We start from the raw sequence: 23,383 nt of genomic DNA on the forward strand, positions 1-23,383 counted from the left end.
ACCGCCTCGAACAAGTCCGCCACCAGGCCGTAATCAGCCACCTGGAAGATCGGCGCTTCTTCGTCCTTGTTGATCGCAACGATCACTTTGGAGTCTTTCATACCGGCCAAATGCTGGATCGCGCCGGAGATACCGACCGCGATGTACAGCTGTGGCGCAACGATCTTGCCGGTCTGGCCGACCTGCATGTCGTTGGGTACGAAGCCTGCGTCGACCGCCGCGCGCGAAGCGCCGACCGCCGCGCCCAGCTTGTCGGCCAGGGCGTACAGGTGCTTGAAGTTGTCACCGTTCTGCATGCCACGACCGCCGGAAACGACGATCTTGGCAGCGGTCAGCTCAGGGCGGTCCGACTTGGCCAGTTCTTCGCCAACAAAGCTGGAAGTGCCAGCATTGTGCACAGCCGCAACGGCTTCAACGGCAGCCGAACCCCCTTCCGCGACAACCGGGTCGAAGCCGGTGGCGCGTACGGTGATGACTTTGACGGCAGCTGTCGATTGCACGGTGGCAATGGCGTTACCGGCGTAGATCGGGCGCTTGAAGGTGTCGGCGCTTTCCACCGAAACGATCTCGGAGATCTGGTCGACGTCCAGCTGCGCGGCAACGCGTGGCAGGATGTTTTTGCCGTTGGAGGTAGCGGCAGCCAGGATGTGGCTGTAGGAAGCGCCAAGCTCTGCAACCAGAGGCGCGACGTTTTCCGGCAGTTGGTGCGCGTAGGCAGCGTTGTCAGCCAGCAGTACTTTGCTCACGCCAGCTACTTTTGCTGCGGCTTCAGCCACGGCGCCAGCGCCTTGACCGGCGACCAGTACGTGGATGTCGCCACCGATTTTGGCGGCGGCAGCAACGGTGTTCAGGGTGGCCGGGGCCAGCACCTTGTTATCGTGTTCGGCGATTACGAGGATAGTCATGATCAGATCACCTTCGCTTCGTTTTTCAGTTTCTCGACCAGTTCAGCCACCGACTTGACCTTGATCCCCGCGCTGCGTGCAGCTGGCGCTTCGACTTTGACGGTCTTGTTGGTGGAGGCGGTGGAAACGCCCAAAGCATCAGGAGTCAGCACTTCAAGAGGCTTTTTCTTGGCTTTCATGATGTTTGGCAGGGACGCATAACGCGGCTCGTTCAAACGCAGGTCGGTGGTGACGATGGCCGGCAGTTTCAGGGAAACCGTCTGTGCGCCGCCGTCGATTTCGCGGGTCACGGCAACGCTGTCGCCGCTGACTTCGACTTTCGAGGCGAAGGTGCCCTGGCCATAACCGGTCAGTGCAGCCAGCATCTGGCCAGTCTGGTTGTTGTCGCTGTCGATCGCCTGTTTACCGAGGATCACCAGTTGTGGCTGCTCCTTGTCGACAACGGCTTTGAGCAGCTTGGCAACGGCCAGCGAGGTCAGTTCTTCAGCGGATTCGACGAGCACCGCGCGGTCGGCACCCAGCGCCAGAGCGGTACGCAGCTGCTCTTGAGCAGTGGATGGCCCTACGGAAACGACGACGATTTCAGTCACAACACCTTTTTCTTTCAGGCGTACGGCTTCTTCCACAGCGATTTCGCAGAAGGGGTTCATCGACATTTTGACGTTAGCCAGATCGACGCCGGAATTGTCCGCCTTGACGCGAACTTTCACGTTGTAATCGACAACGCGTTTGACAGCTACAAGAACCTTCATGGATTCCTCGTTACTCTCCGGTGAAAAGGAAGCCGCCCGGATAAACCTGGCGGTAGATGCTCAACGGCGCACAAGGGCACCTCTAAAAACGCAGGCCGTCATGACAGATAACGTTGCACGTACTCAATAATAAAGACCGTTCGTCAGGGGTGACTGACAAGTCATTCATCGTCGCAACGTGTAAACTGCGCACCAGCATTACGTGCGCGTCAACCTGCATGGAGCAGTGCCTTGTCTTTGGACGTGGCCTTGAAACCGGCAGTCCGCCTACGGGAAGCGCAAAACCGACCGTATATTGACCGGAACGCCTTTTCCGGTCAATACAGCAAAATGGTCAGATATAAGCCGCGCTGCTTTGATTTATCTAGCGCGCGGGCAATTCAAACAAACGTTTGTATTGGACGCTGAGAGTGGTGTAGATATAATGCGCCACCCAGAGAGAAAGGTGGGTCGTCCCCTGCCCTTCGTAAGAAATTTACGCAGATGACGACAGATAAAACACCGAACCTCCACCCATTAGAAAAAAAACTGTTGAGCCTTGAGTAGGAGATAGCCTGTGGAACGCGAATACATGGAATTCGACGTGGTCATCGTCGGCGCAGGGCCGTCAGGCCTGTCTGCCGCCTGCCGACTGAAGCAGAAGGCCGCCGAAGCCGGTAAGGAAATCAGCGTCTGCGTGGTCGAAAAAGGCTCCGAAGTCGGCGCACACATCCTGTCCGGTGCCGTGTTTGAACCACGCGCCCTGAATGAATTGTTCCCGGACTGGAAAGAACTCGGCGCCCCGCTCAACACTCCCGTGGTGCGCGACGACATCTATGTACTGCGCAGCAGCGACAGCTCCACCAAGGTTCCAGACTTCTTTGTGCCCAAGACCATGCACAACGAAGGCAACTACATCATCTCCCTGGGCAACCTGTGCCGCTGGCTGGCCCAGCAGGCCGAGAACCTGGGCGTGGAAATCTACCCAGGCTTCGCCGCCCAGGAAGTGCTGTTCGACGAGAACGGCGTAGTACGCGGAATCATCACTGGCGACCTCGGTGTCGACCGTGAAGGCCACCCAAAAGACGGCCTGTACACCCCAGGCATGGAACTGCGCGGCAAGTACACGCTGTTCGCCGAAGGCTGCCGTGGGCATCTGGGCAAGCAACTGATCCAGCGCTTCAACCTGGACAGCGACGCCGACGTGCAGCACTACGGCATCGGCCTCAAGGAAATCTGGGAAATCGACCCGGCCAAGCATCAGCCAGGCCTGGTGGTCCACACCGCCGGCTGGCCGCTGGACATCATGAGCAACGAGAACACCGGTGGTTCGTTCCTCTATCACTTGGAAAACAACCAGGTGGTGGTCGGCCTGATCGTCGACCTGTCCTACAGCAATACCTTCCTGTCGCCATTCGATGAGTTCCAGCGCCTCAAGCATCACCCGGTGCTGGCCCAATATCTGGAAGGCGGCAAGCGCATCAGCTACGGCGCGCGAGCCCTGGCCAAGGGCGGCATCAACTCGCTGCCGAAGATGGTATTCAAGGGCGGCGCCTTGATCGGTTGCGACCTGGGCACCATGAACGTGGCCAAGATCAAGGGCAGCCACACCGCGATGAAGTCCGGCATGCTCGCCGCAGACGCCGTGGCTGATCGCCTGTTCGCCGAGTCCGAAGGCGGCGATGAACTGACCGCCTACGTCGACAGCTTCAAAGCCAGCTGGCTCTACGAAGAACTGTTCGCCACCCGCAACTTCGGCCCGGCGATGCACAAGTTCGGCCCGATCATCGGTGCTGGCTTCAACTGGTTCGACCAGAACATCCTCGGCGGCAAAATGCCGTTCACCCTGCATGACACCAAGCCGGACTACGCCTGCCTCAAGCTGGCCAAGGACAGCCAGAAGATCGACTACCCCAAACCCGACGGCAAGTTGAGCTTCGACAAGCTGAGCTCGGTGTTCCTCTCCAGCACCAACCATGAAGAAGAACAGCCGTGCCACTTGAAACTCAAGGACCCGAGCATCCCGATCGGCACCAACCTGCCGCTCTACGATGAACCGGCGCAGCGCTACTGCCCGGCGGGCGTGTACGAAGTCATCACCCAGGAAGACGGCGAGAAGCGCTTCCAGATCAACGCCCAGAACTGCGTGCACTGCAAGACCTGTGACATCAAGGACCCTTCGCAGAACATCACCTGGGTGACGCCGGAAGGCGCGGGCGGGCCGACTTACCCGAATATGTAAGTCATCTGCTTGAACATGAGGCTCTCCACTGGAGAGCCTTTTTTATAGCCAACACAAATCTAGTGTGGGAGCGGGCTTGCTCGCTCCCACATTTGGATCCTGGTATCTCTGGGAGATTTACGCAGTACGCTCTTCGCCCGGGTTGCGCAGGAAGTAGCGCTTATATTCGCGACTGAACTGCGACGTACTCTGATACCCCACGTTATGCGCCGCCTGCGCCACGCCCATGCCTTCGACCAGCAACAACTGCTGGGCCTTGAGCAATCGCAAGCGCTTGAGGTACTGCACCGGCGACAACAAGGTGCAGCGCTTGAAGTGCTCATGAAAGGTCGACGCACTCATATGCGCATACCCAGCCAGGGTCTCGATGTTCAGCGGCTCGGCGTAATGGGCATGCAGGTGGTTCAATGACGTGGCAATCCGCGAAAACTGCCCCTGCTGTTCCACCAGCGCGCGCAGTACATCGGCCTGGGGCCCACGCAGCGCGGTGAACAACAATTCCCGCACCCGCGCCGGTCCCATGATCCGACTTTCCAGTGGATCGTGCAGGCACTGCAACAGCCGCTCCACGGCGCCGCGCATCGCGTCATCGAGCACCACCGAACTCATCGACTCCAGGGTCTGCGCTGTCGGCGGTGGCCCGGCCTGCATGCCCATGGCCACCACCAACTCGCCCAACACCACCCGGTCAATACCCACAGTCACCCCATACAGCGGGGCATCGGCGGCCATGGCAAACGTCTCGCACTCAAAGGGCACCGGCATTGCCTGGATCAGGTAATGCCCGGCGCCATACTCCAGCGTCCGGGGCCCCAGGTAGGCGACCTTGCTGCCCTGGGCCACGAACATCAAGCTGGGTTCGTAGATCTGCGGCCCGCGCGCCACGTCGCAACTGGCGCGCAACACCTGCACGCCCGCCAGGTGAGTCGGGGAAAAACCGTCGCAGGGCGTGAGCTGCTCAATCAAGGCAACCAGCGTGGCGTTGGCATCAAGATGGCGGGTCAACAACATAAAAGCAGTTCTCGGGAAATTCACGACCGGATGCAGCGGGACAAGCTTCAAGCCACACGCTACAAGAGAGTGTGGAGTTTATAGCTTGGCGCTTGAAGCTTGCTGCTTTTGGCTGCTCCTTCGGAGCTTTAGGCATAAGACTCGGAGCATTTGCCATGTTCGCCCACCGGGTCCACGCGCAGAATTCGTCACCTCTCCCGTCCAAGCTTTTGCGAGGTTTTCACCATGTACACCGCCATCGGTTACGCCGCCCAGTCGGCCACCACTCCCCTCGCCCCCATGTCGTTCGAGCGCCGCAGCCCGCGGGCCGATGACGTGGCGATCGAGATTCTCTACTGCGGCGTCTGCCACTCCGACATCCACCAGGCACGCAACGAATGGGGCATCGCCGTCTACCCGCTGATGCCGGGCCATGAGATTGTCGGCAAGGTCACGGCCGTCGGCGCCAGCGTCAGCGCGCATAAAGTCGGCGACCTGGTCGGCGTGGGCTGCATGGTGGATTCGTGCCGCCACTGCGAAGCCTGCAAATCGGACCTGGAGCAATACTGCCTCGAAGGCCCGACCATGACCTATGCCACCCCGGATCGCGTGGACGGCAGCAACACCATGGGCGGCTACTCCGATAGCATCGTGGTCAGCGAGCACTTCGTGGTGAAGATTCCGGCCAAGCTCGACCTGGCCAGCGCCGCACCGATCCTCTGCGCAGGCATCACCACCTACTCGCCGTTCAAGCACTATGGAGTCAAGGCCGGCGACAAGGTCGGGATCCTTGGCATGGGCGGCCTGGGCCACATGGGGATCAAGTTTGCCAAGGCCATGGGCGCCGAAGTGACACTGTTCACCCGCTCGGCGAGCAAGGCAGAAGAAGGCCGTCGCCAGGGCGCCGATCATGTGATCGTGTCCACTGATGCCGAGCAGATGAAGGCCGCAGCCGGCAGTTTCGACTTCCTGCTGGACACCATTCCGGTGCAGCACGACCTCAACCCCTACCTCGATACCCTGCGCTTTGACGGCGTGCATATCCTGGTGGGTTTGATCGAGCCGGTCGACCCTCCGGTCAACGCCGCCAAGCTGGTAGTGGGCCGTAAAGTGCTGGCCGGCTCAATGATCGGCGGTATTGCAGAAACCCAGGAAGTCCTGGATTTCTGCGCCGAGCACGGCATTACCTGCGATATCGAAATGCTTGATATCCGTCAGATCAACGAAGCCTATGCGCGCATGATTGCTGGCGACGTGAAATACCGCTTCGTGATCGACATGACCACCTTGAAGGCTTGATCAGGCCTTCGCCCCCAACTCCGCTGACAGCCGTGCTGCGACCTGTTTGACCACAGGGATCAGCTCGGCCATTTTTTCCAGCGGCATGTAGGGCACCGTACTGGCGATGCTGATGCCGGCGACAATCCGCCGGCTGGCATCGCGCACGGGTGCGGCCACACAGCGGATCGACGGTTCGTTGTCTTCCAGGTCGAACGCATAGCCGCCCGCGACATAGTCGCGCATGCGTTGCTCGAACTGCTCCCAGGATTGTTCCGGGTGCTGCGGCCAGTGCAGGTTTTTCCCGCCTACCGGCAAGCTGGCCTGATACAGGCGCTGCCATTCCTCTTGCGTGTCATCGAGCAACAAGGCCTTGCCGATCCCGGTGCGTGCCAGGGGCATGCGGTGGCCGACCCGCGAGCGCATTTCCGGGCCATTGCGCCCAGGGTTCTTGTGCAGGTACAGCACATCGTCGTATTCACGGATCGCCAGGTGGATGGTGTCGCCAGTCAGCGCCGACAGCTCATCCAGATAAGGCATCGCCAGCGTCACCAGCGGCAGTTCTTCCCGCGCCTGGAAGCCCAGCTCGATCAACTTCGGCCCCAACAGATAGCCGACTTGCGGCACCACCCGCAGGTAGCGCTCGTCCACCAGGCAACTGGCCAGGCGGTGCGTGGTGCTGCGGGTGGTGCCGATGCGCCGGGCAATCTCCTTGAGATCCCGCGCACCGCTAGCCACCGCCTGCACCACGCCCAGGCCGCGCAACAGGGTCTGGGTGCCCGTGGGGGCAGGATCTTTGACGGGCGTTGGGGCGTTTTCCTGCATGTCGGGAGCCTATGTGTCGTACGAAAGCGGCGGCCATTATGGCAAATGCCAGGCCTCAAGACAGGACCGATCTCAGCCCTGGGCAAACTCACGCAACGCATCGCCTTCCATGCGGTAGCGCACCCATTCTTCCTGGGGCTGGGCACCGATGGATTTGTAGAACGCAATGGCCGGCTCGTTCCAGTCCAGCACGCTCCATTCGAAGCGCCCACAGCCATTGTCGTAGGCAATCTTCGCCAGGTGGCGCAGCAATTTCTTGCCCGCCCCGCCGCCACGCTGTTCCGGGTTGATGTACAGGTCTTCCAGGTACAGGCAGTTGCTGCCAAGCCAAGTGGAATAGCTGAAGAAGAACACCGCAAAACCGATCGGCAAGCCATCACGCAGGCAGATCAGGCCATGGGCGGTAGCGCCTTCACTGAACAGGCTGCGCTCGATATCCACCACGCTGGCGATCACTTCGTGGCGGGCTTTTTCGTACTCGGCCAGCTCCGTGATGAAGGTCAGGATCTGCGCAGCATCGCTGGGCACGGCGGGACGAATCTCGATGGTCATGAACAGGCCTGCTGCTAAAAAAGAAAGGACACATACTAAGGCGCTTTGATGACCGCTTGCAGGGTTTTATGCACGCGGTTACTCCGCTGCCCAGCAATGCTGGCACCAGTAACCACAGAACAAACCACACGGTGGTGCGTGGTAAAAAGTCCGTCATAAATCCAACAGACTCCCAGGCTTGCCCATGCGCCCCACTGCTTCGGTTGACGGAAAACTCTTCGCCCTGCTCTGCCTTGCCAGCTACCTGTTATCACTGTCGTATGGCTCGACGTTTTTATTGTCGCTGCTGATCGACTCCAGAGGCGGCAACGAGCACGACGCCGGTAGCGTGATCGCCATGGCAATGCTCAGTACGTTTATCGCGGTAATGGCGTCCGGGCACCTGGCCGATGCCCTGGGTGCCGCGCGCTCGATTGCCTGCCTGGGGATGCTGTTGGTGACGGCCTGCCTGGGTTTTGCCCTGACGCCGGGCTTTGGCCAGGGCCTGATGCTGTTCGGCCTGGCACTCGGGCTGGGCTGGGGCGTGTTCTATACCCTGGGCCCGATCATTGTGGCGATGCTGGTGGAGCCCAGCCAAAGGGCCAAGTATTTTGCCTGGCTGTCGGGCAGCATGATGACCGGGATCGGTTCAGGTCCCTTGCTGGGGCGAGTGGCCAGCGCCTTGGGCCTGCCCCTTGAAACCGCGTTCTACATCGCAGCCCTCGCCAGCCTGGCGGGCGTGCTGATCTTCTGGCGCCTGGGCAGCCATTTCAAGCGGCAACCCAACCTGCTGGGCGCCGGCACCGTCTCGAAAATCTCCTGGGCCAGCACCCGGCAGGTACTCGGGTCCAAGGCGGTATTCGCAATCATCATGGTGGGCCTGGGCGGCTGCGTATTTGGTGGGCTGTCGAGTTTCCAGACCAGTTATGCGGCAAGCCGTGGGCTGGATTATTCGTGGTTCTTTCTTGGCTTCATGGGGGCAGCCATTACCAGTCGCTTGCTGATTGCCAGCGTGGTGGTCAGGCGCGATGCCTATTGGTCGGCCTGTGTATTGTCCGGATTGATGGTGGTGTCGATCCTGATGTTCAGCGTCGGCGTACATGACAGCTTCAGCTACTTGCTGGCGGCCATGACCTTGGGGGTGGGTTACGGCCTGACCTATTCGGTGATCAACGGCCTGGCCGCCAACGAAGCACCGAGCGCCAGCATGCCCCAGGCCTTGCTGTTATTCAGCCTGTCGTACTTTATCGGCGTGTTCGGGTTTCCGCTGCTGGCAGGCAAGCTGATCGTCGAGCAAGGCATGCCGGCCCTGCTGGCCAGTGTCCTGGGGATCGCCCTGCTCAATTGGTTGATCACGGTGGCGCGCCTGATCTGGCGCCGGGTTTCGCAAAACAAAATCCTACAGGTGACCTGACACCGTTCGTCGCGCCCCAGGCACCAACCACAAAGATGGGCTGACCAATAGAAGGTAAGGACCTTATTTCTATGGAGGCTCCACCATGAATACTCGCAAAATGACTGCCCTTGCCCTCACCGGTTTGCTGTCTGCGTTTTCGCTTGGCAGCTTTGCCGCATCCGACCACTCCACCGGCAAGACCGACCCGATTGGCAGCCCACCCAACCCGGCAACCGAAGAAACCAAGAATTCCATGGGCACCGGCCTGGACACCAATGGCGGTGCCATCATCCAGGACGGCGCCGACCCTCGCACCCAGGGTAATGACGGCAACCGTCAGGGCCTGGGCACCGATGTCGAGAACGGCAAGATCGGCCCAGGCAAGAATGCCACCCCAAGCGGCAACGATGACAACCTGCCCGGTGCGCCGAAGCAGCCTTGAGCCATCAACCGACAGACGCACACTCCAAACCAATGTAGGAGTCGGCTTGCCAGAGATGGCGGTGTGTCGTTCAACCCTATAGCCGGGATCAGCCCTCGGGTTCCAGGCCGATCGGGAAGAACACCCCGCCACTCCAAACCCCCAGCCAACGCTGGCCATCGATCAGGCGCGTCACCGCCAGCTCCACCAACTGGTAGAACACGTTGCGATGGACCAGCGCCTCAAGGTTGTTGCGCACCAGCACGTAGGGCGAAGGCTCCTGGGTGTGTGCGTCGATCACCACCCGCAGCGGATGCGCCGGGCCGGCCTCGATCGGATCATCGACATTGGAAGTAAACCGCAGCAGCTGGCTCTCACCCTGCCCTTCGACCTTCAGCACCACCGCCACAAAGGGCGCGTCATCCACCTTGATCCCGACCTTTTCCACCGGCGTGATCAAGAAGTAATCATCGCCATCGCGGCGGATGATATTGGAGAACAGCTTGACCATCGGTTTGCGCCCGATAGGCGTGCCCAGGTAATACCAAGTGCCATCACGGGCGATGCGCATGTCGATATCACCACAGAAATCCGGGTTCCACAGGTGAACCGGTGCCGGTCCCTTGCCCTTGGGCAACTGTGCCAACAAATCATTGGCCTTGGCCGAACCCGTCATGCTGTTCTCCTTTGAATTACTGGTCGCTCATGCCCAGCAAGGTGCGGGCGTACTGCCGCAACGGTGGGCCAAGCAGCTCCTCGGGCTTATTGTCGTGGAACGTCAGTAAACCGCCACGACTGCGAATCCGTGCAGTATCGATCAAATACTGGGTGCTGGTCTCGATCAACATGATCTGGATAACCCCGCTGTCCACTCCCAGCCGATCAAGGGCCTCCTGATCCGCCCACTCATCGGCATTGCCAATGCGATCATCGGCCTTGGCGAACCGCGTGTACAACAGGTAATGCGCCCCGACTTCACGGGCCTCGGCCATGGCTTGCTCCAGGCCTTCCGGGGCACGGGCGCGGCGGACCATGGGGAAGTATTCGATAAAACCGTTGAAGGCTTCTTCGGCCACCACATTGGGACGCGGATAGGCACTGCCCGGCGGCGTGAATGCGCCCTGGGCGATAAACACAAAGGAATCGGGCTGTATGCGAACCGAGTTGGAACGACGGGTGTCGCTATGATCCAGCAAACCGGCATCGCTCATCTGATAGCGAGTGCCTTCGGCCATATCGCTGACTGTCATGCAGCCACCCAGCGCGAACGACGCCAGCAACAAAACCAGACTACGCATCCTATCCTCCAGAAGCCGGTGACGGAAAACCGGCGAATGGGCACGAGATGCAGATTTTGGGCCATAGAAGCAGCTGCACGCCTATAGCTTGGCGTCAGCCACCAATAATCTTCATCACCGTAGCGCCGCCCGAAAATGCCACTTCCTGTTTGTCGCCCAAGGCCTTGACCAGCAGGCGCTGCAACGCAGGCAAAGCCTGGTGCCGCGGTTTGTCCAACAGGTCGCCGACGTAATGGCGGTTGCTCGAAGACAAGCAGCCGTGCAGCCAGCCGGTGGAGGACAGGCGCAGGCGCGAACAGGTTCGGCAAAATGGCACGCTTTCATTGGCGATCACGCCGAAAAAGCCCTGGCCGGGAATTTCATAGCGCACGGCCGTGGCATCTACCGGGGCGTCGGCCTGCAAGTATTCGTGATGGTCGCCAATCAGGCTCAACAGTTGTTGCAGGCTGACGAATTGTTGCAGGAAGGCGTTGGAGTCACTGGCCAGGTGGCCCATGCGCATCAACTCGATAAAACGCAGCTCATAGCCGCGCGCCAGGCAATACTCCAGCAGCGGCATGACCTGATCGAGGTTCTGCCCGCGCAGCGGCACCATATTGACCTTGATCTTGATCCCCGCCGCACGCGCCTGGTCCATGCCATCGAGGACTGTAGCCAAGTCGCCACCACGGGCGATCCCACGAAAGGCATCGGCATCGAGGGTGTCGAGGGACACATTGATACGACGGATTCCGGCATCCACCAGCAAGGGCAACTTGCGCGCCAGTAACTGGCCATTGGTGGTCAGGCTGATATCGCTCAAGCCCATCTGCCCGACGGCCTGCATGAAGGTTTCGAGCTTGGGGCTGACCAGCGGCTCGCCGCCAGTAATGCGCAGGCGATCAATACCGGCCGCCTCGATCAGGTAGGCCACGCCACGGGCCATGGCCTCAGCCGAGAGTTCGTCCTGCGCAGCCACCAGCCGCTTGCCGTTGGGCACGCAGTAGGTACAGGCATAATTGCAGGCTGAGGTCAGGCTGATCCGCAAATTGCGAAAACGCCTGCCTTGACGATCAACGATCATGGATCACTCCGGCAGAGGATAATTCGGGCGCGCTAAAACCTGACTTATAAATCAGATTTTAGCAAGGTCCTTGCCTGAGTATATTCCTGGGTTATCACATACGGCAGTAAATCAGCACACCATTGTGCCGATGAATGCCTTATGTAGCAGGCGTCTCGGGGTTCGGCAGGTCGGTGCTGTGCTTGCGCTTGTTGCCCATGCGCACGCCGATGTCCATCAGGAACTGGAAGAAGCCTTCCTGATCCTCCAGCACGTTGCTCCAGAATGGCGAGTGGTACAACGCCACGGCGCCATGCACCAACGCCCAGGCGGCGCAGTAGTGGAAATAAGGCGGCACGTCTTCCAGCTTGCCTTCGCTGATCCGCCCCTTGATCAGCAGGGTCAGGCGTTCGAAGTTCGAGGCACGGATCTTGTGCAACTCCTCGACCATTTCCGGCACCTGGTGGCCCTTGACCACTTTCTCTTCCAGGCGGTCGAACAAGCGGTAACGCTGCGGATCACGCATGCGAAACTCGAAGTACGCCCGGGACAGCGCTTCCTTGTCCTTGTCGACATCAGCCGAGTGCAGCAACTCGTTCAAGTCGCGCTCGTAGTCGAGCATCAGGCGCAGATAGATCTCGGCCTTGGACTTGAAGTGTTTATAGATGGTGCCTTTGCCGATACCCACGGCATCCGCAATCATCTCGACGGTGACGCTGTCTTCACCCTGTTCGAGGAACAATTTGAGCGCGGTGTCGAGAATTTCCTGCTCACGGCGGCGAAACTCACGGACCTTACGGGGTTCTTTGTGCATAGAAAGAGGTCTGCAGAGGTCAGTATTGGAAGGGTGGGATGCCCCGATGACGGAACGTTTTACCCGGTGCGAGGGATTATCCCGACTGGGCGGTCGTTGGGCAACGTCTATATGAACAACCCACACACTAAACTTACAGCACGCCAACGAATCAGGCGATACGGGTCAGAAATAAAACACTGATTCACGCAATGTATTGCCGTCAATGAGAACTCAAGCGAAGCGCACGTATTCCAAATCTGTTTAAAAAACGATCAGATGCGGCTGGACTGCACGGGATACTGATCAATACTTCATCTGTCGGTGTGACATCTCCCCCAAGTGACACACCGATATGGGTACCAACGGACCGCGTACCTTTGTTTACTCCTAATGGTCTTAACCCGGATTCACCCCCCAGAACCCGGGTTTTTTTTGCCTGGGATTCAGCCAACGTGCGCCAGCGGGAACAGACGCTTGAAGTTTTCGGTGGTCTGCTCGGCAAAACGCTCCACCGACTCCCCTCGCAACATTGCCAGGTAATCCGCCACATCCCGCACATATTCCGGCAGGTTCGGCTTGCCACGATGAGGGATTGGCGCCAGGTAAGGCGAATCGGTTTCCACCAGCAGGCGGTCAGCCGGCACCTGGCGCGCCACATCGCGCAGGGCCTCGGCGTTGCGGAAGGTGACGATGCCCGACAGGGAAATATAGAAGCCCAGGTCGAGGGCCGCCTTGGCCATCTCCCAATCTTCGGTAAAGCAGTGCAACACACCCGCCTGGGGCAGCGCCGCTTCGCGCAGCAAGGCCAGGGTGTCGGCCCGGGCGCCACGGGTGTGTACGATCACTGGCTTGCCGGTCTGCTGCGCCGCCTGCAGGTGCAGGCGGAACGAGGCCTGCTGCAAGTCGGCGGCTTCTGGCTCGTAATGGTAATCCAGGCCGGTTTCACCGATGGCCACCACCCGTGGGTGATTGAGCTCGTCCAGCAGCCACTCAAGGGCCGGGGCTTCGCCGGGTTTGAGATCCAGGGGGTGGATGCCCACCGAGCAATCGACATCGGCATAGCGCTCGGCCAGGGCCTTGACGTCGGCGGCATTCTCGGCGCTGACGCCGATACACAGGAAGTGCCCGACGCCACGCTGGCGCGCAGCGTCGAGCGCTGCATCCAGGGAGCCGTTGTGAGCGGCGAGGTCGAGGCGATCAAGGTGGCAATGGGAATCTACGAGCATAGGAAGTTACAACTTGCGTCACAGGAAGTGTCTGGCCAACGAGACATCCGTCGGCCCCGAGAATATCAACGTCGGCCGAGCAACCCGACCCATTGCACCAGCAATGCCTCAAGCAACAGCACCCGGTTCAGGTTGGCCTTGCCCAAGACCTTCTGGCGCTGGGCAAGGATCCAGTCCTGAATGTTCAAAACCTTGTCCTGGGCACTCTTCTGCGCCAGGTATTGCACGACCTTGCGCATGTCCATCAAACCCAGGCCGTTCTCGTCCTGGGTCAGTTGATAGCGCAGGATCAGGCTGGACCAGTCGCAAAACCAGTCAAACAGCAGCAACAACGGCACGTCTTTCCAGCCTTCGGCCAGTTGCGTGGCCGACTGCTCCTGCTTGAGTAGTTTTTTCACCCCGTCGACCACCAGCGCACGCTGCTCGCGCACGCCCTGGGCCTGCAGGCTGACCGCCGCCAAGGGCGAGCCGGCGGCCAGGGTCAACAATTCGATTCGCTCTTGCTCACTGCACTCCGGCAAGGCCTGGCCCAGCCACTGCAAGCTCATGGCCTCGCTCGGCAGCGGGCAGGCCTGTTGCACGCAGCGGCTGCGAATGGTCGGCAGCAGACGGCTGGACTGGTGGCTGACCAGCAACAGCACGGTATCGCCGGACGGCTCTTCCAGGCTCTTGAGCAAGGCGTTGGCGGCGTTGATGTTCATCGATTCCACCGGTTCGATCAGCACCACCTTGCGGCCGCCCATCTGCGCGGTCTGCACCACAAAACTCACCAAGTCCCGCACCTGGTCGACCTTGATCGCCTTGTCGGCTTCTTCAGGTTCCAGCACGTAGTTGTCCGGATGGCTGCCGGCCTTGAGCAACAGGCACGACTTGCATTGCCCGCACGCCTCCAGCCCTGCCGGCCGCTGGCACAGCAGGCGCGCCATCAAGCGTTCGGCCAAGGCGCGCTTGCCGATGCCTGCCGGCCCATGGAGCAGGTAGGCATGGGCGTGCTGGGCACGCCCGGCCAATTGCTGCCACAGGCTGTCCTGCCACGGGTAGGCTTCAGCCACGGTAAAGCTCCAACAGTTTGGGTAGCAGCGCATCGATAGCCTGCTGCACCTGCTTGAGCGGCTGCGCGGCATCCAGCAGGCAGTAGCGCGAGGGTGCAGCTGCGGCACGCTGGAGATAAGCCGCACGCACTGCTTCAAAAAATGCCCGACCTTCCAACTCGAAGCGATCCAGGCGACCACGGGCGCTGGCCCGGGCCAGGCCGACATCAACCGGCAGGTCGAAGACCAGGGTCAGGTGCGGGCGCAGGTCGCCCTGGACGAAGGTCTCCAGGGTCGCGATGCGCTCCAGGGACAAGCCGCGCCCCGCGCCCTGATAGGCGTAGGTGGAATCGGTGAAGCGGTCGCAGATCACCACCGCGCCACGGGCCAGCGCCGGGCGAATCACTTGCGCCAAGTGCTGGGCACGGGCAGCAAACACCAGCAACAGTTCGGTGTCCGGGTCCATGACCTCATCGCCAGTGGCCAGCAGCACTTCGCGAATCTTCTCCGCCAGAGGCGTGCCGCCAGGCTCGCGGGTCAGCAACACCTCGATCCCTTCGGCCCGCAAGTGTTCGGCCAGGTATTCACGGTTGGTACTCTTACCGGCGCCTTCCGGGCCTTCCAGGGTAATAAACAAGCCAGTCACAGGCAGTCCTTAGTCAGAGTCATTGCGGGCTTTGCGCGGGCGCAGCGTCAGGCGCGACAGGCTCAACGGTCGCGGGTGCGGCCGGCGCAGGGCTGGAGCGATAGTCGGCGCGACGCTTGAGTTGGTACTCGCGCACCGCCGCATTATGGGCATCCAGGCTATCGGAGAAAATGTGGCTGCCATCGCCCCGGGCCACAAAATACAGGCTGCTGCCCGGCACCGGATTCAACGCGGCATGGATCGCCTCGCGGCCGACCATGGCAATCGGCGTCGGCGGCAGGCCGCTGATCATGTAGGTGTTATAGGGCGTGGCTTCTTTCAGGTGCGCGCGCGTCAACTTGCCGTTGTAGCGCTCGCCCATGCCGTAGATCACGGTGGGATCGGTTTGCAGCAGCATGCCGATCTTCAGGCGCCGCACAAACACCCCGGCAATCTGCCCACGCTCTTCAGGCACGCCGGTTTCCTTCTCGACCAGCGATGCCATGATCAGCGCCTGGTAGGGATCGGTATAGGGCGCATCCGGGGCGCGTCGGCTCCATTCCTGCTCAAGGACATCGTCCAGGCGGTTGTAGGCTTTCTTGAGGAACTCGACATCGGTCATACCGCGTACGAAACGGTAGGTATCAGGGAAGAACCGCCCTTCCGGGAACACGTCGGGATGACCGATCTTCTCCATCACCTCGCGGTCACTCAAGCCCGACAGGGTCTGCTCGATCTTTTCGTGCTTGGCCAGCGCACTGCGCACCTGGCGGAAATTCCAGCCTTCCACCAGCGTCAGGCTGTACTGCACCACTTCACCGCGCTGCCACAGGCCGATCAGCCCCTGGGCCGTCAGGCCTGGCGTCATGCGGTATTCGCCACTGTGCAGCGGCTGGCCATCAAGGTTGAAGCGCCAGTACAGACGCAGCCAAAAGGCATCCTCAAGTACGCCATCCGCTTGCAGACGGTTGAAGGTGCCCGTAGGCGTCGCGCCGGTCGCTACATCCAGCAATTGCTCCTGGGACAGATTCAGTGGCTGCTTCAAGGCCGAGTCCAGCTTCCAGGCCGAAAAGCCCAGCAGCAAACCCGCCAGGACCAGACCGATCTCCAGCAGCAATACAATTTTACGTCTCAAATCAAACACCCAATAGCGCGCGAACAATGCCTTGCAGTTTACGGGTGAGTGGCCCGGCCGACCAGCTCATTGGCCCACATCCAAGCACCGGCCAAATGCCATATACGCTGTTGCAGACGAACACTTCATCGGCCTGCTGCAACTGCGCAAGGCTGATATCGGCAACGGTGGTGACAATGCCCAACGCCTCGGCCCTGCTCAACAGCTCGGCGCGCATGACGCCGGCCACGCCACAGCGGCTCAGGTCGGCGGTCAGCAACTGGCCGTCACGCACCAGGAACAGATTGCTGAACACGCCTTCGATGACGCGCCCGGACATATCCAGCATCAATCCTTCAGCATGATCGGCATCTTGCCACTCGGCGCGAGCCAGGACCTGTTCGAGGCGGTTGAGGTGTTTGAGACCGGCGAGCAAGGGTTGCTCGGACAAACGGGTGGCACATGGAAACAGGCGCACGCCTGATGATCCATGAGCCTCGGGATAGGTGGCAGGCGGGCTGCCTTGCAGGATACGGCGCGCCGGGGCGCCTGGGTTGATGCCATAACCGCGCAAGCTATCGCCACGGGTGAGAATCAACTTGAGCACGCCGTCACCGAGGGCTGCCGCGTAGGCCAGCAACTCGTGGCGGATCAGTGCCTGGTCGACGGTAAGCGCCAGGCGCCTGCAACCTTCGTCAAGGCGTTGCAGGTGGCGGTCAAGCAGCACGGGCTGCCCGGCCTTGACCGCGATGGTTTCAAACAAACCATCGCCGTAGGCCAGGCCGCGATCTTTGAGCGGCACGGTATCCGCTGGCTGACCGTCGACCCAGCTGTGCATCACTCGGCGAACCGGCGGAACACCAGGGAACCGTTGGTACCACCAAAGCCGAACGAGTTGGACAACACCACGTCGATCGGCATTTTCTGCGGCTCGTGAGGCACGAAGTTCAGGTCGCAGCCCTCATCCGGCTCATCAAGGTTGATGGTCGGCGGCGCGACCTGATCCTTGATCGCCAGCACGCTGAAAATCGCTTCGACCGCACCTGCCGCACCCAACAGGTGACCGGTCATGGACTTGGTGGAACTGACCGCCAGCTTGTAGGCGTGCTCACCGAATACCGACTTGATGGCCTGCGCTTCCGCCAGGTCACCCGTGGGCGTCGAGGTGCCGTGGGCGTTGATGTACTGCACCTGATCGACATTGATCTTCGCGTCGCGCAGGGCATTGCTGATGCAACGCGCAGCGCCCGCGCCGTCGGCGGGTGGCGAGGTCATGTGGTAAGCATCGCCACTCATGCCAAAACCGATCAGCTCGGCATAGATCGTCGCGCCGCGGGCCTTGGCGTGCTCCAGCTCTTCGAGAACCAGGGCACCGGCGCCGTCGGACAGCACAAAGCCATCACGGCCCTTGTCCCACGGACGACTGGCGCGGGTCGGCTCGTCATTGCGTGTAGACAGCGCACGCGACGCGCCGAAGCCGCCCATGCCCAGGCCACAGGCGGCCATTTCGGCGCCACCGGCGATCATCACGTCAGCTTCGTCATAGGCGATATTGCGCGCCGCCATGCCGATGCAGTGAGTGCCCGTGGTGCACGCCGTGGAAATGGCGTAGTTAGGCCCCTGGGCACCCAGATGGATGGACAGGAAACCGGAAATCATATTGATGATCGAGCCCGGGACGAAGAACGGTGAAATTCGACGAGGGCCGGAGTCGTGCAGCGTGCGGCTGGTTTCTTCGATATTGGTCAGACCACCAATACCCGAGCCCATGGCCACGCCAATGCGATCACGGTTGGCATCGGTGACTTCCAGGCCGGCATTACGCACTGCCTGAAAACCGGCCGCCAAGCCGTATTGAATGAACAGGTCGAGTTTTCGGGATTCCTTGATCGAGAGATATTCCTCGACGTTGAAGCCCTTTACCGAGCCGCCAAAACGGGTGGAATAGGCAGAAAGGTCCGTATGCTCGATCAGACCAATACCACTGTGGCCAGCCAGAATGCCCTGCCAACTGCTCGGCACATCCGTACCCAGTGGCGACAACATACCCATACCGGTGACTACGACGCGTCTACGCGACACAGCACTCTCCTTTTTCTAATGACGACACTTTGCTTCACAGCTCATTTTTCATCAGAGCTAAAGAAAAAACCGCACGCCGTTACAGCAGTGCGGTTTTTCCATAACAGCAAGCGACGATTACAAACTATTACGCCTGGTGGCTAGTAACGTAGTCGATAGCAGCTTGAACAGTAGTGATTTTTTCAGCTTCTTCGTCCGGGATTTCGGTCTCGAATTCCTCTTCCAGAGCCATCACCAGCTCAACGGTGTCAAGGGAATCGGCACCCAGGTCTTCTACGAAGGAAGCAGTGTTGACCACTTCTTCTTCTTTAACGCCCAGTTGCTCGGCGACGATTTTCTTGACGCGCTCTTCGATGGTGCTCATACCTTGTTTAACTCCTAATGGACAAATTCAGGCAGCTGGCCAGTGGGTAAGTGTATAGAAAGGCTTTTCAGCTTTTCAACTGAAAGCTTCACCCTCGTACCCTACCGACCACCTGCCTATAAATAGATTGCAGCTTTATAACGGATTTTAGACAGCTCGTATGACATTTTTTTGAAGCGATCCGTCACAATTTAACTCATGTACATCCCGCCGTTCACCGGGATTGTAGCCCCAGTCACGTATGCCGCACCGTCAGACGCCAGGAAAGAGACCACATTGGCGATCTCTTGGGCCTGGCCCAGACGGCCCAGCGGAATTTGCGTCAGCAACGCTTCACGTTGCGCTTCAGGCAACTCACGGGTCATATCGGTATCGATAAACCCTGGAGCTACCGAGTTGACCGTAATCGACCGCGAGCCGACTTCACGTGCCAGGGCACGGCTGAAACCTTCCAGGCCGGCCTTGGCAGAGGCGTAGTTTACTTGGCCTGCGTTGCCCATGGCACCCACTACGGAGCCAATATTGATAATTCGCCCCCAACGCGCCTTGGTCATGCCGCGCAAAACACCCTTGGACAGGCGAAACAGACTGTTCAAGTTGGTATCGACCACGTCGTACCACTCGTCGTCTTTCATGCGCATCATCAGGTTGTCACGGGTAATCCCGGCGTTGTTCACCAGAATAGCCGGCACACCGAACTGTGCAGTGATCTGGGCCAAGACAGCAGCCACGGACTCATCGCTGGTCACGTTGAGTTCAAGACCGGTGCCCTGCACGCCATTTTCCTTCAGGGTCGCGGCGATACGCTCGGCGCCCGAGGCGGAGGTGGCAGTACCGATCACGATGGCACCCTGACGACCCAGCTCCAGGGCGATCGCCTGGCCAATGCCACGGCTTGCGCCGGTAACCAGTGCAACTTTACCTTGCAGACTCATGCAGGCTTCTCCTTAGTTCAGGCCAGTGCGGCGCGGGCGGCTACGAAGCCATCCGGGGTATTGAGATTGGACGTCGACACGCCTTCGGCGCAACGCTTGTTGAGACCGGCCAGGACTTTGCCCGGACCACACTCAACCAGTTGGGTAGCGCCCTTGGCAGCCAGGGTCTGGACCGATTCAACCCAGCGCACCGGCTTGTACAGCTGCTCCAGCAGGTCGCGCTTGAGGATGTCCAGGTCCGGCGCCACGTCGGCGCTGACGTTTTGCACCAGCGGGATCTGCGGTGCCTGCCAGTTGATGGCGGCGATGGACTCGGCAAACCGCTCGGCGGCCGGGCGCATCAGCTCGCAATGGGACGGCACGCTGACCGGCAGCGGCAATGCGCGCTTGGCCCCACGGGCCTTGCAGCCTTCGATGGCACGCTCAACTGCCGCCTTGGCACCGGCGATCACCACCTGGCCAGGGGAGTTGAAGTTCACCGCGCTGACCACTTCACCCTGGGCCGATTCGGCACAGGCTTCGATCACCACCGCGTCGTCCAGGCCCAGGATAGCGGCCATGCCGCCCTGCCCGGCCGGAACCGCTTCTTGCATCAGTTGGCCACGGCGCTCTACCAGCTTGACCGCCTCAGCAAGGGTCAGGCTGCCTGCCGCGACCAAGGCGCTGTATTCGCCCAGGCTGTGACCGGCAACAAAAGCCGGGCGTGCGCCGCCTTCGGCCAACCAGACGCGCCACAGCGCGATGGAAGCCGTCAGGATGGCCGGCTGGGTTTTATCGGTTTGATTGAGCAGTTCTTCCGGCCCGTCCTGGGTCAAAGCCCAAAGGTCGTAGCCCAAGGCAGCGGAAGCTTCCTTGAATGTTTCCAGGACTAGCGGGTATTGCGCGCCCAGCTCGGCCAACATGCCGAGGGACTGCGAACCCTGCCCTGGAAAGACGAATGCGAGGGATGTAGACATGTAACAAGCCCCTAATGATCTGGTCGTCGGTGAATTGACGCCCCACAGCTGGGAGCGCAAGAAACTGACAGATTGGATGGTCAATTGAACTGGCCGGTCACATTTAAGCATTCCCGGACCAATTCGCCTAAGACAACAGATCCTCAAGACGGCCATGCAAGCGTTGCGGCAGGTTCTCCTGGATCTCGATCTGGGCACGCGCAATAGCACTCTGAAAGCCCTGGACACCCGCCGAACCGTGGCTTTTTACCACAATGCCCTGCAAACCGAGAAAGCTGGCGCCGTTATGCCGAGCCGGAGCCAAATCGGCCTGCAGGCGCCGCATCAACGGCAGCGCCAAGGCACCCACCAGTCGCGAGGCGATGCCCTGCTTGAACAAGGCCTCAATGCGAGCAGCAATCATCGTAGCCAGGCCTTCGCTGGATTTGAGTAGGATATTGCCGACAAAACCGTCGCAAACCACCACATCGGCCTCGCCACGATATAACCCATCACCTTCGATAAACCCGATGTAGTTCAACCCCCGCGCCTGCTGCAGCAGGCTGGCGGCCAACTTGACCTGCTGGTTGCCCTTGATGTCCTCGGTGCCGATATTGAGCAAGGCGACCCGGGGCCGCACCACACCCAGCGCTTCAGCCGCCACCGAACCCATCAGGGCAAAGTGCAACAGGTGCTCGGCACTGCAATCGACATTCGCCCCCAGGTCCAGCAACTGGCAATAGCCACGCTGGGTCGGGATCGCCGCGACCATCGCAGGCCGGTCAATCCCCGGCAAGGTTTTCAGCACATGACGAGACAACGCCATCAGCGCCCCGGTATTGCCCGCACTGACACACGCCTGGACCTTGCCGTCACGCAGCAGCTCAAGGGCCACGCGCATGGAAGAGTCGGGTTTGCCACGCAGGGCCTGGGCCGGTTTTTCGTCCATGCCGATGGTTTCGCTGGCCGGCATTATCGTCAGGCGCGCGCGATCCACAGCCGGATGACTGGCAATCAGTTCTTCAAGTAGGGAAGGTTGACCGACAAGGGTCAGGTGCAGCGAGGGCGTTGCAGACAGGCTGGCAATGCAGGCCTGAACAATGCTGCGGGGACCGAAGTCCCCGCCCATTGCGTCAATCGCGATGACTTGAGCAGACAAGTGATTACTCGTCAGCGCCCTTGTCGATCACTTTACGGCCACGGTATACGCCTTCTGGCGATACGTGGTGACGCAGGTGAATTTCACCGGTGGTTTTTTCTACAGACAGAGTGCTTGCCGTCAGGGCATCGTGCGAACGACGCATGTCACGGGCAGAGCGGGATTTTTTGTTCTGCTGAACAGCCATAATTGATTAACTCCTAAACGTTTGGGTCACGCTTTAACTGCGCCAATACACTGAACGGGTTGGACCGCGTTACCTCGTCCTCGCTCGGTTCGGACTCGTCATCGAGCCCCGCCGGCTGCTGGCATTCTTCCGGATGATGAGCAGGCACAATGGGCAAGGCGAGCAAAAGCTCTTCCTCGATCAGTGCATGCAGATCCAAAGGATCTTCGCCCAGTTCCAGCACGTCATAACCTTTCGGCAACGACTGGGTATTCGCACCCTCTTTCACCACAGCATAACTGCATTCGCTGTGGATCGGCAGGGTGACCAGCTCAAGACAACGCTGGCAAACCATTTTGACCTCGGTGTCGATAAAACTGTGGATTACCACAGATTTACGTTCATCTCGTTCAAAAACGAATTTAGCCTGCACCGTACCGACATTGTCGGAAAGCGGGTCGCAGAGTCTCTCCAAATCGGCCAGCAACACTTCACCTTGGAGGGTGGTGCCACGATCAGCCAATTTGCGCGGGTCAACGTGAGGTGGAATCGGGTCATTCAACATAGGCGCAGCATTATAGGGATGCACCCGGCCATGTCAAAGGAAATTCAGCCCTGTGCGCCAGACTGCCCGCTCGCTAGAATCCGCAACTGCCTTGAGGAGAGCCACATGTTGCCTTTATTACTCGCTTCCAGCTCGGTTTATCGCCGGGAACTGCTCAATCGCCTGCACCTGCCGTTCATCTGCAGCTCCCCGGATATCGACGAAAGCCACCGTAAAAACGAGCCTGCTGTCGAGCTGGTCAAGCGCCTGGCCGAGGAAAAGGCTCGCGCCCTCGCCAGCAGCCACCCTGGACACCTGATCATCGGCTCGGACCAGGTGGCGACGCTCGACGACCAGATCATCGGCAAGCCCCACACCTTCGAAAAGGCCCGCGAACAATTGCTCGCCGCCAGCGGCAGGCAGGTCAGCTTCCTGACCGGCCTGGCGCTGCTCAATAGCGAAACAGGGCATTGCCAGGTGGACTGCATCCCCTTTACCGTCACCATGCGACAGCTGAACCCGGCACAGATCGAGCGCTACCTGCGGATCGAGCAGCCCTACGATTGCGCTGGCAGCTTCAAGGCCGAAGGGCTGGGGGTGAGCTTGTTTCAGAGCACCGAAGGGCCGGACGCCACCAGCCTCGTCGGCCTACCGCTGATTCGCCTGGTGGATATGCTGCTGGCCGAAGGCGTGCAGGTACCGTAGAACACCACAAAACCCAATGTGGGAGCGGGCTTGCTCGCCCCC

26 protein-coding genes are annotated in these 23,383 nt (G+C 60.2%); 5 read left to right on the top strand and 21 right to left on the bottom strand.

Features of this window, described 5'->3' with window-relative positions; translation table 11 throughout:
- Positions 1-905 (bottom strand): electron transfer flavoprotein subunit alpha/FixB family protein (locus BFQ03_RS16035; RefSeq protein ID WP_065943545.1); only part of this gene is annotated, 905 nt, incomplete at its 3' end.
- Between the two features lie 2 nt (positions 906-907).
- Positions 908-1,657: an electron transfer flavoprotein subunit beta/FixA family protein gene (locus tag BFQ03_RS16040; protein ID WP_029299657.1), complete on the bottom strand. Its 750-nt coding sequence runs from the start codon at positions 1,655-1,657 to the stop codon at positions 908-910.
- 556 nt (positions 1,658-2,213) lie between these two features.
- Here BFQ03_RS16040 and BFQ03_RS16045 point away from each other — a divergent pair.
- On the top strand, positions 2,214-3,878 hold the full coding sequence (locus tag BFQ03_RS16045) for an electron transfer flavoprotein-ubiquinone oxidoreductase (protein WP_032861486.1): 1,665 nt from the start codon (positions 2,214-2,216) through the stop codon (positions 3,876-3,878).
- A gap of 117 nt (positions 3,879-3,995) precedes the next feature.
- Here BFQ03_RS16045 and BFQ03_RS16050 read toward each other — a convergent pair whose 3' ends face one another.
- Positions 3,996-4,889, bottom strand: a complete 894-nt coding sequence (locus BFQ03_RS16050; protein ID WP_065943546.1) for an AraC family transcriptional regulator — start codon at positions 4,887-4,889, stop codon at positions 3,996-3,998.
- Positions 4,890-5,114: 225 nt separating this feature from the next.
- On the opposite strand from BFQ03_RS16050, the gene BFQ03_RS16055 reads away from it, so the two are divergent.
- A complete protein-coding gene (locus BFQ03_RS16055; RefSeq protein WP_065943547.1) occupies positions 5,115-6,167 on the top strand; it encodes an NAD(P)-dependent alcohol dehydrogenase in 1,053 nt (350 codons plus the stop codon).
- Here the strand turns inward: BFQ03_RS16055 and BFQ03_RS16060 are convergent, their stop codons facing one another.
- Positions 6,168-6,971, bottom strand: a complete 804-nt coding sequence (locus tag BFQ03_RS16060) for an IclR family transcriptional regulator (protein ID WP_065943548.1) — start codon at positions 6,969-6,971, stop codon at positions 6,168-6,170.
- A 72-nt stretch (positions 6,972-7,043) separates the two neighbouring features.
- Positions 7,044-7,523, bottom strand: coding sequence for a GNAT family N-acetyltransferase (locus tag BFQ03_RS16065; protein WP_029299666.1), 480 nt, complete (start codon positions 7,521-7,523; stop codon positions 7,044-7,046).
- Between the two features lie 184 nt (positions 7,524-7,707).
- Here BFQ03_RS16065 and BFQ03_RS16070 point away from each other — a divergent pair, with 184 nt between their 5' ends.
- Together BFQ03_RS16070 and BFQ03_RS16075 are read left to right on the top strand one after the other, a co-directional pair.
- Positions 7,708-8,916, top strand: a complete 1,209-nt coding sequence (locus tag BFQ03_RS16070) for an MFS transporter (RefSeq protein WP_065943549.1) — start codon at positions 7,708-7,710, stop codon at positions 8,914-8,916.
- An 85-nt stretch (positions 8,917-9,001) separates the two neighbouring features.
- The gene (locus BFQ03_RS16075; protein WP_032861491.1) at positions 9,002-9,340 is read left to right on the top strand and encodes a hypothetical protein; all 339 of its coding nucleotides are present in this window, start codon (positions 9,002-9,004) and stop codon (positions 9,338-9,340) included.
- An 88-nt stretch (positions 9,341-9,428) separates the two neighbouring features.
- Here the strand turns inward: BFQ03_RS16075 and BFQ03_RS16080 are convergent, their stop codons facing one another.
- The 16 genes from BFQ03_RS16080 to BFQ03_RS16155 form a co-directional block, all read right to left on the bottom strand.
- Positions 9,429-9,995 carry a DUF1285 domain-containing protein gene (locus BFQ03_RS16080; RefSeq protein ID WP_065943550.1) on the bottom strand — a complete coding sequence of 189 codons (567 nt, stop codon included), beginning with the start codon at positions 9,993-9,995 and terminating at the stop codon, positions 9,429-9,431.
- Positions 9,996-10,011: 16 nt separating this feature from the next.
- Positions 10,012-10,617 carry a DUF4823 domain-containing protein gene (locus BFQ03_RS16085; RefSeq protein WP_065943551.1) on the bottom strand — a complete coding sequence of 202 codons (606 nt, stop codon included), beginning with the start codon at positions 10,615-10,617 and terminating at the stop codon, positions 10,012-10,014.
- Between the two features lie 94 nt (positions 10,618-10,711).
- The gene (locus BFQ03_RS16090; RefSeq protein WP_032861495.1) at positions 10,712-11,680 is read right to left on the bottom strand and encodes a GTP 3',8-cyclase MoaA; all 969 of its coding nucleotides are present in this window, start codon (positions 11,678-11,680) and stop codon (positions 10,712-10,714) included.
- 139 nt (positions 11,681-11,819) lie between these two features.
- Complete coding sequence (locus tag BFQ03_RS16095) at positions 11,820-12,473, bottom strand: TetR/AcrR family transcriptional regulator (RefSeq protein ID WP_029299679.1); 654 nt, start codon at positions 12,471-12,473, stop codon at positions 11,820-11,822.
- Positions 12,474-12,898: 425 nt separating this feature from the next.
- Positions 12,899-13,681, bottom strand: a complete 783-nt coding sequence (locus BFQ03_RS16100; RefSeq protein WP_065943552.1) for a TatD family hydrolase — start codon at positions 13,679-13,681, stop codon at positions 12,899-12,901.
- 65 nt (positions 13,682-13,746) lie between these two features.
- Positions 13,747-14,733: a DNA polymerase III subunit delta' gene (locus BFQ03_RS16105; RefSeq protein WP_065943553.1), complete on the bottom strand. Its 987-nt coding sequence runs from the start codon at positions 14,731-14,733 to the stop codon at positions 13,747-13,749.
- Positions 14,726-15,358, bottom strand: a complete 633-nt coding sequence (gene tmk, locus BFQ03_RS16110; RefSeq protein WP_065943554.1) for a dTMP kinase — start codon at positions 15,356-15,358, stop codon at positions 14,726-14,728. The genes BFQ03_RS16105 and tmk overlap by 8 nt, the downstream gene beginning before the upstream one ends.
- A gap of 19 nt (positions 15,359-15,377) precedes the next feature.
- Positions 15,378-16,472: an endolytic transglycosylase MltG gene (gene mltG / locus BFQ03_RS16115; protein WP_065943581.1), complete on the bottom strand. Its 1,095-nt coding sequence runs from the start codon at positions 16,470-16,472 to the stop codon at positions 15,378-15,380.
- A 1-nt stretch (position 16,473) separates the two neighbouring features.
- The gene (gene pabC / locus BFQ03_RS16120; RefSeq protein WP_065943555.1) at positions 16,474-17,289 is read right to left on the bottom strand and encodes an aminodeoxychorismate lyase; all 816 of its coding nucleotides are present in this window, start codon (positions 17,287-17,289) and stop codon (positions 16,474-16,476) included.
- A complete protein-coding gene (fabF, locus tag BFQ03_RS16125; RefSeq protein WP_032861501.1) occupies positions 17,289-18,533 on the bottom strand; it encodes a beta-ketoacyl-ACP synthase II in 1,245 nt (414 codons plus the stop codon). Before fabF ends, pabC begins: the two co-directional genes overlap by 1 nt.
- Before the next feature lie 127 nt (positions 18,534-18,660).
- Positions 18,661-18,897: an acyl carrier protein gene (acpP, locus tag BFQ03_RS16130; protein ID WP_003175607.1), complete on the bottom strand. Its 237-nt coding sequence runs from the start codon at positions 18,895-18,897 to the stop codon at positions 18,661-18,663.
- 191 nt (positions 18,898-19,088) lie between these two features.
- Entirely contained in the window at positions 19,089-19,832 is a 744-nt protein-coding gene (fabG, locus tag BFQ03_RS16135; RefSeq protein ID WP_032861503.1) for a 3-oxoacyl-ACP reductase FabG, read from the bottom strand.
- Positions 19,833-19,849: 17 nt separating this feature from the next.
- Complete coding sequence (fabD, locus tag BFQ03_RS16140; RefSeq protein WP_065943556.1) at positions 19,850-20,788, bottom strand: ACP S-malonyltransferase; 939 nt, start codon at positions 20,786-20,788, stop codon at positions 19,850-19,852.
- Positions 20,789-20,915: 127 nt separating this feature from the next.
- Positions 20,916-21,926: a phosphate acyltransferase PlsX gene (gene plsX, locus BFQ03_RS16145; protein WP_082445635.1), complete on the bottom strand. Its 1,011-nt coding sequence runs from the start codon at positions 21,924-21,926 to the stop codon at positions 20,916-20,918.
- 4 nt (positions 21,927-21,930) lie between these two features.
- Complete coding sequence (gene rpmF, locus BFQ03_RS16150; protein WP_008152339.1) at positions 21,931-22,113, bottom strand: 50S ribosomal protein L32; 183 nt, start codon at positions 22,111-22,113, stop codon at positions 21,931-21,933.
- Between the two features lie 13 nt (positions 22,114-22,126).
- Positions 22,127-22,657, bottom strand: coding sequence for a YceD family protein (locus BFQ03_RS16155; protein ID WP_029299696.1), 531 nt, complete (start codon positions 22,655-22,657; stop codon positions 22,127-22,129).
- Positions 22,658-22,762: 105 nt separating this feature from the next.
- Between BFQ03_RS16155 and BFQ03_RS16160 the strand changes: the two genes are divergently transcribed.
- Positions 22,763-23,341 carry a Maf family protein gene (locus BFQ03_RS16160; RefSeq protein ID WP_032861510.1) on the top strand — a complete coding sequence of 193 codons (579 nt, stop codon included), beginning with the start codon at positions 22,763-22,765 and terminating at the stop codon, positions 23,339-23,341.
- The last annotated feature ends 42 nt before the right edge of the window (positions 23,342-23,383 follow it).

Origin of the sequence: Pseudomonas sp. 25 R 14, assembly GCF_900004755.1 — a bacterium.
Lineage (GTDB): Bacteria > Pseudomonadota > Gammaproteobacteria > Pseudomonadales > Pseudomonadaceae > Aquipseudomonas > Aquipseudomonas brenneri.

Excerpts from the sequence above, each read along its gene's own strand:
- BFQ03_RS16040 (WP_029299657.1), bottom strand. The coding sequence starts at position 1,657 with ATGAAGGTTCTTGTAGCTGTCAAACGCGTTGTCGATTACAACGTGAAA.
- BFQ03_RS16050 (WP_065943546.1), bottom strand. The coding sequence starts at position 4,889 with ATGTTGTTGACCCGCCATCTTGATGCCAACGCCACGCTGGTTGCCTTG.
- BFQ03_RS16055 (WP_065943547.1), top strand. The coding sequence starts at position 5,115 with ATGTACACCGCCATCGGTTACGCCGCCCAGTCGGCCACCACTCCCCTC.
- BFQ03_RS16060 (WP_065943548.1), bottom strand. The coding sequence starts at position 6,971 with ATGCAGGAAAACGCCCCAACGCCCGTCAAAGATCCTGCCCCCACGGGC.
- BFQ03_RS16065 (WP_029299666.1), bottom strand. The coding sequence starts at position 7,523 with ATGACCATCGAGATTCGTCCCGCCGTGCCCAGCGATGCTGCGCAGATC.
- BFQ03_RS16070 (WP_065943549.1), top strand. The coding sequence starts at position 7,708 with ATGCGCCCCACTGCTTCGGTTGACGGAAAACTCTTCGCCCTGCTCTGC.
- BFQ03_RS16075 (WP_032861491.1), top strand. The coding sequence starts at position 9,002 with ATGAATACTCGCAAAATGACTGCCCTTGCCCTCACCGGTTTGCTGTCT.
- BFQ03_RS16080 (WP_065943550.1), bottom strand. The coding sequence starts at position 9,995 with ATGACGGGTTCGGCCAAGGCCAATGATTTGTTGGCACAGTTGCCCAAG.
- BFQ03_RS16085 (WP_065943551.1), bottom strand. The coding sequence starts at position 10,617 with ATGCGTAGTCTGGTTTTGTTGCTGGCGTCGTTCGCGCTGGGTGGCTGC.
- BFQ03_RS16090 (WP_032861495.1), bottom strand. The coding sequence starts at position 11,680 with ATGATCGTTGATCGTCAAGGCAGGCGTTTTCGCAATTTGCGGATCAGC.
- BFQ03_RS16095 (WP_029299679.1), bottom strand. The coding sequence starts at position 12,473 with ATGCACAAAGAACCCCGTAAGGTCCGTGAGTTTCGCCGCCGTGAGCAG.
- BFQ03_RS16100 (WP_065943552.1), bottom strand. The coding sequence starts at position 13,681 with ATGCTCGTAGATTCCCATTGCCACCTTGATCGCCTCGACCTCGCCGCT.
- pabC (WP_065943555.1), bottom strand. The coding sequence starts at position 17,289 with ATGCACAGCTGGGTCGACGGTCAGCCAGCGGATACCGTGCCGCTCAAA.
- acpP (WP_003175607.1), bottom strand. The coding sequence starts at position 18,897 with ATGAGCACCATCGAAGAGCGCGTCAAGAAAATCGTCGCCGAGCAACTG.
- fabG (WP_032861503.1), bottom strand. The coding sequence starts at position 19,832 with ATGAGTCTGCAAGGTAAAGTTGCACTGGTTACCGGCGCAAGCCGTGGC.
- fabD (WP_065943556.1), bottom strand. The coding sequence starts at position 20,788 with ATGTCTACATCCCTCGCATTCGTCTTTCCAGGGCAGGGTTCGCAGTCC.
- rpmF (WP_008152339.1), bottom strand. The coding sequence starts at position 22,113 with ATGGCTGTTCAGCAGAACAAAAAATCCCGCTCTGCCCGTGACATGCGT.
- BFQ03_RS16155 (WP_029299696.1), bottom strand. The coding sequence starts at position 22,657 with ATGTTGAATGACCCGATTCCACCTCACGTTGACCCGCGCAAATTGGCT.
- BFQ03_RS16160 (WP_032861510.1), top strand. The coding sequence starts at position 22,763 with ATGTTGCCTTTATTACTCGCTTCCAGCTCGGTTTATCGCCGGGAACTG.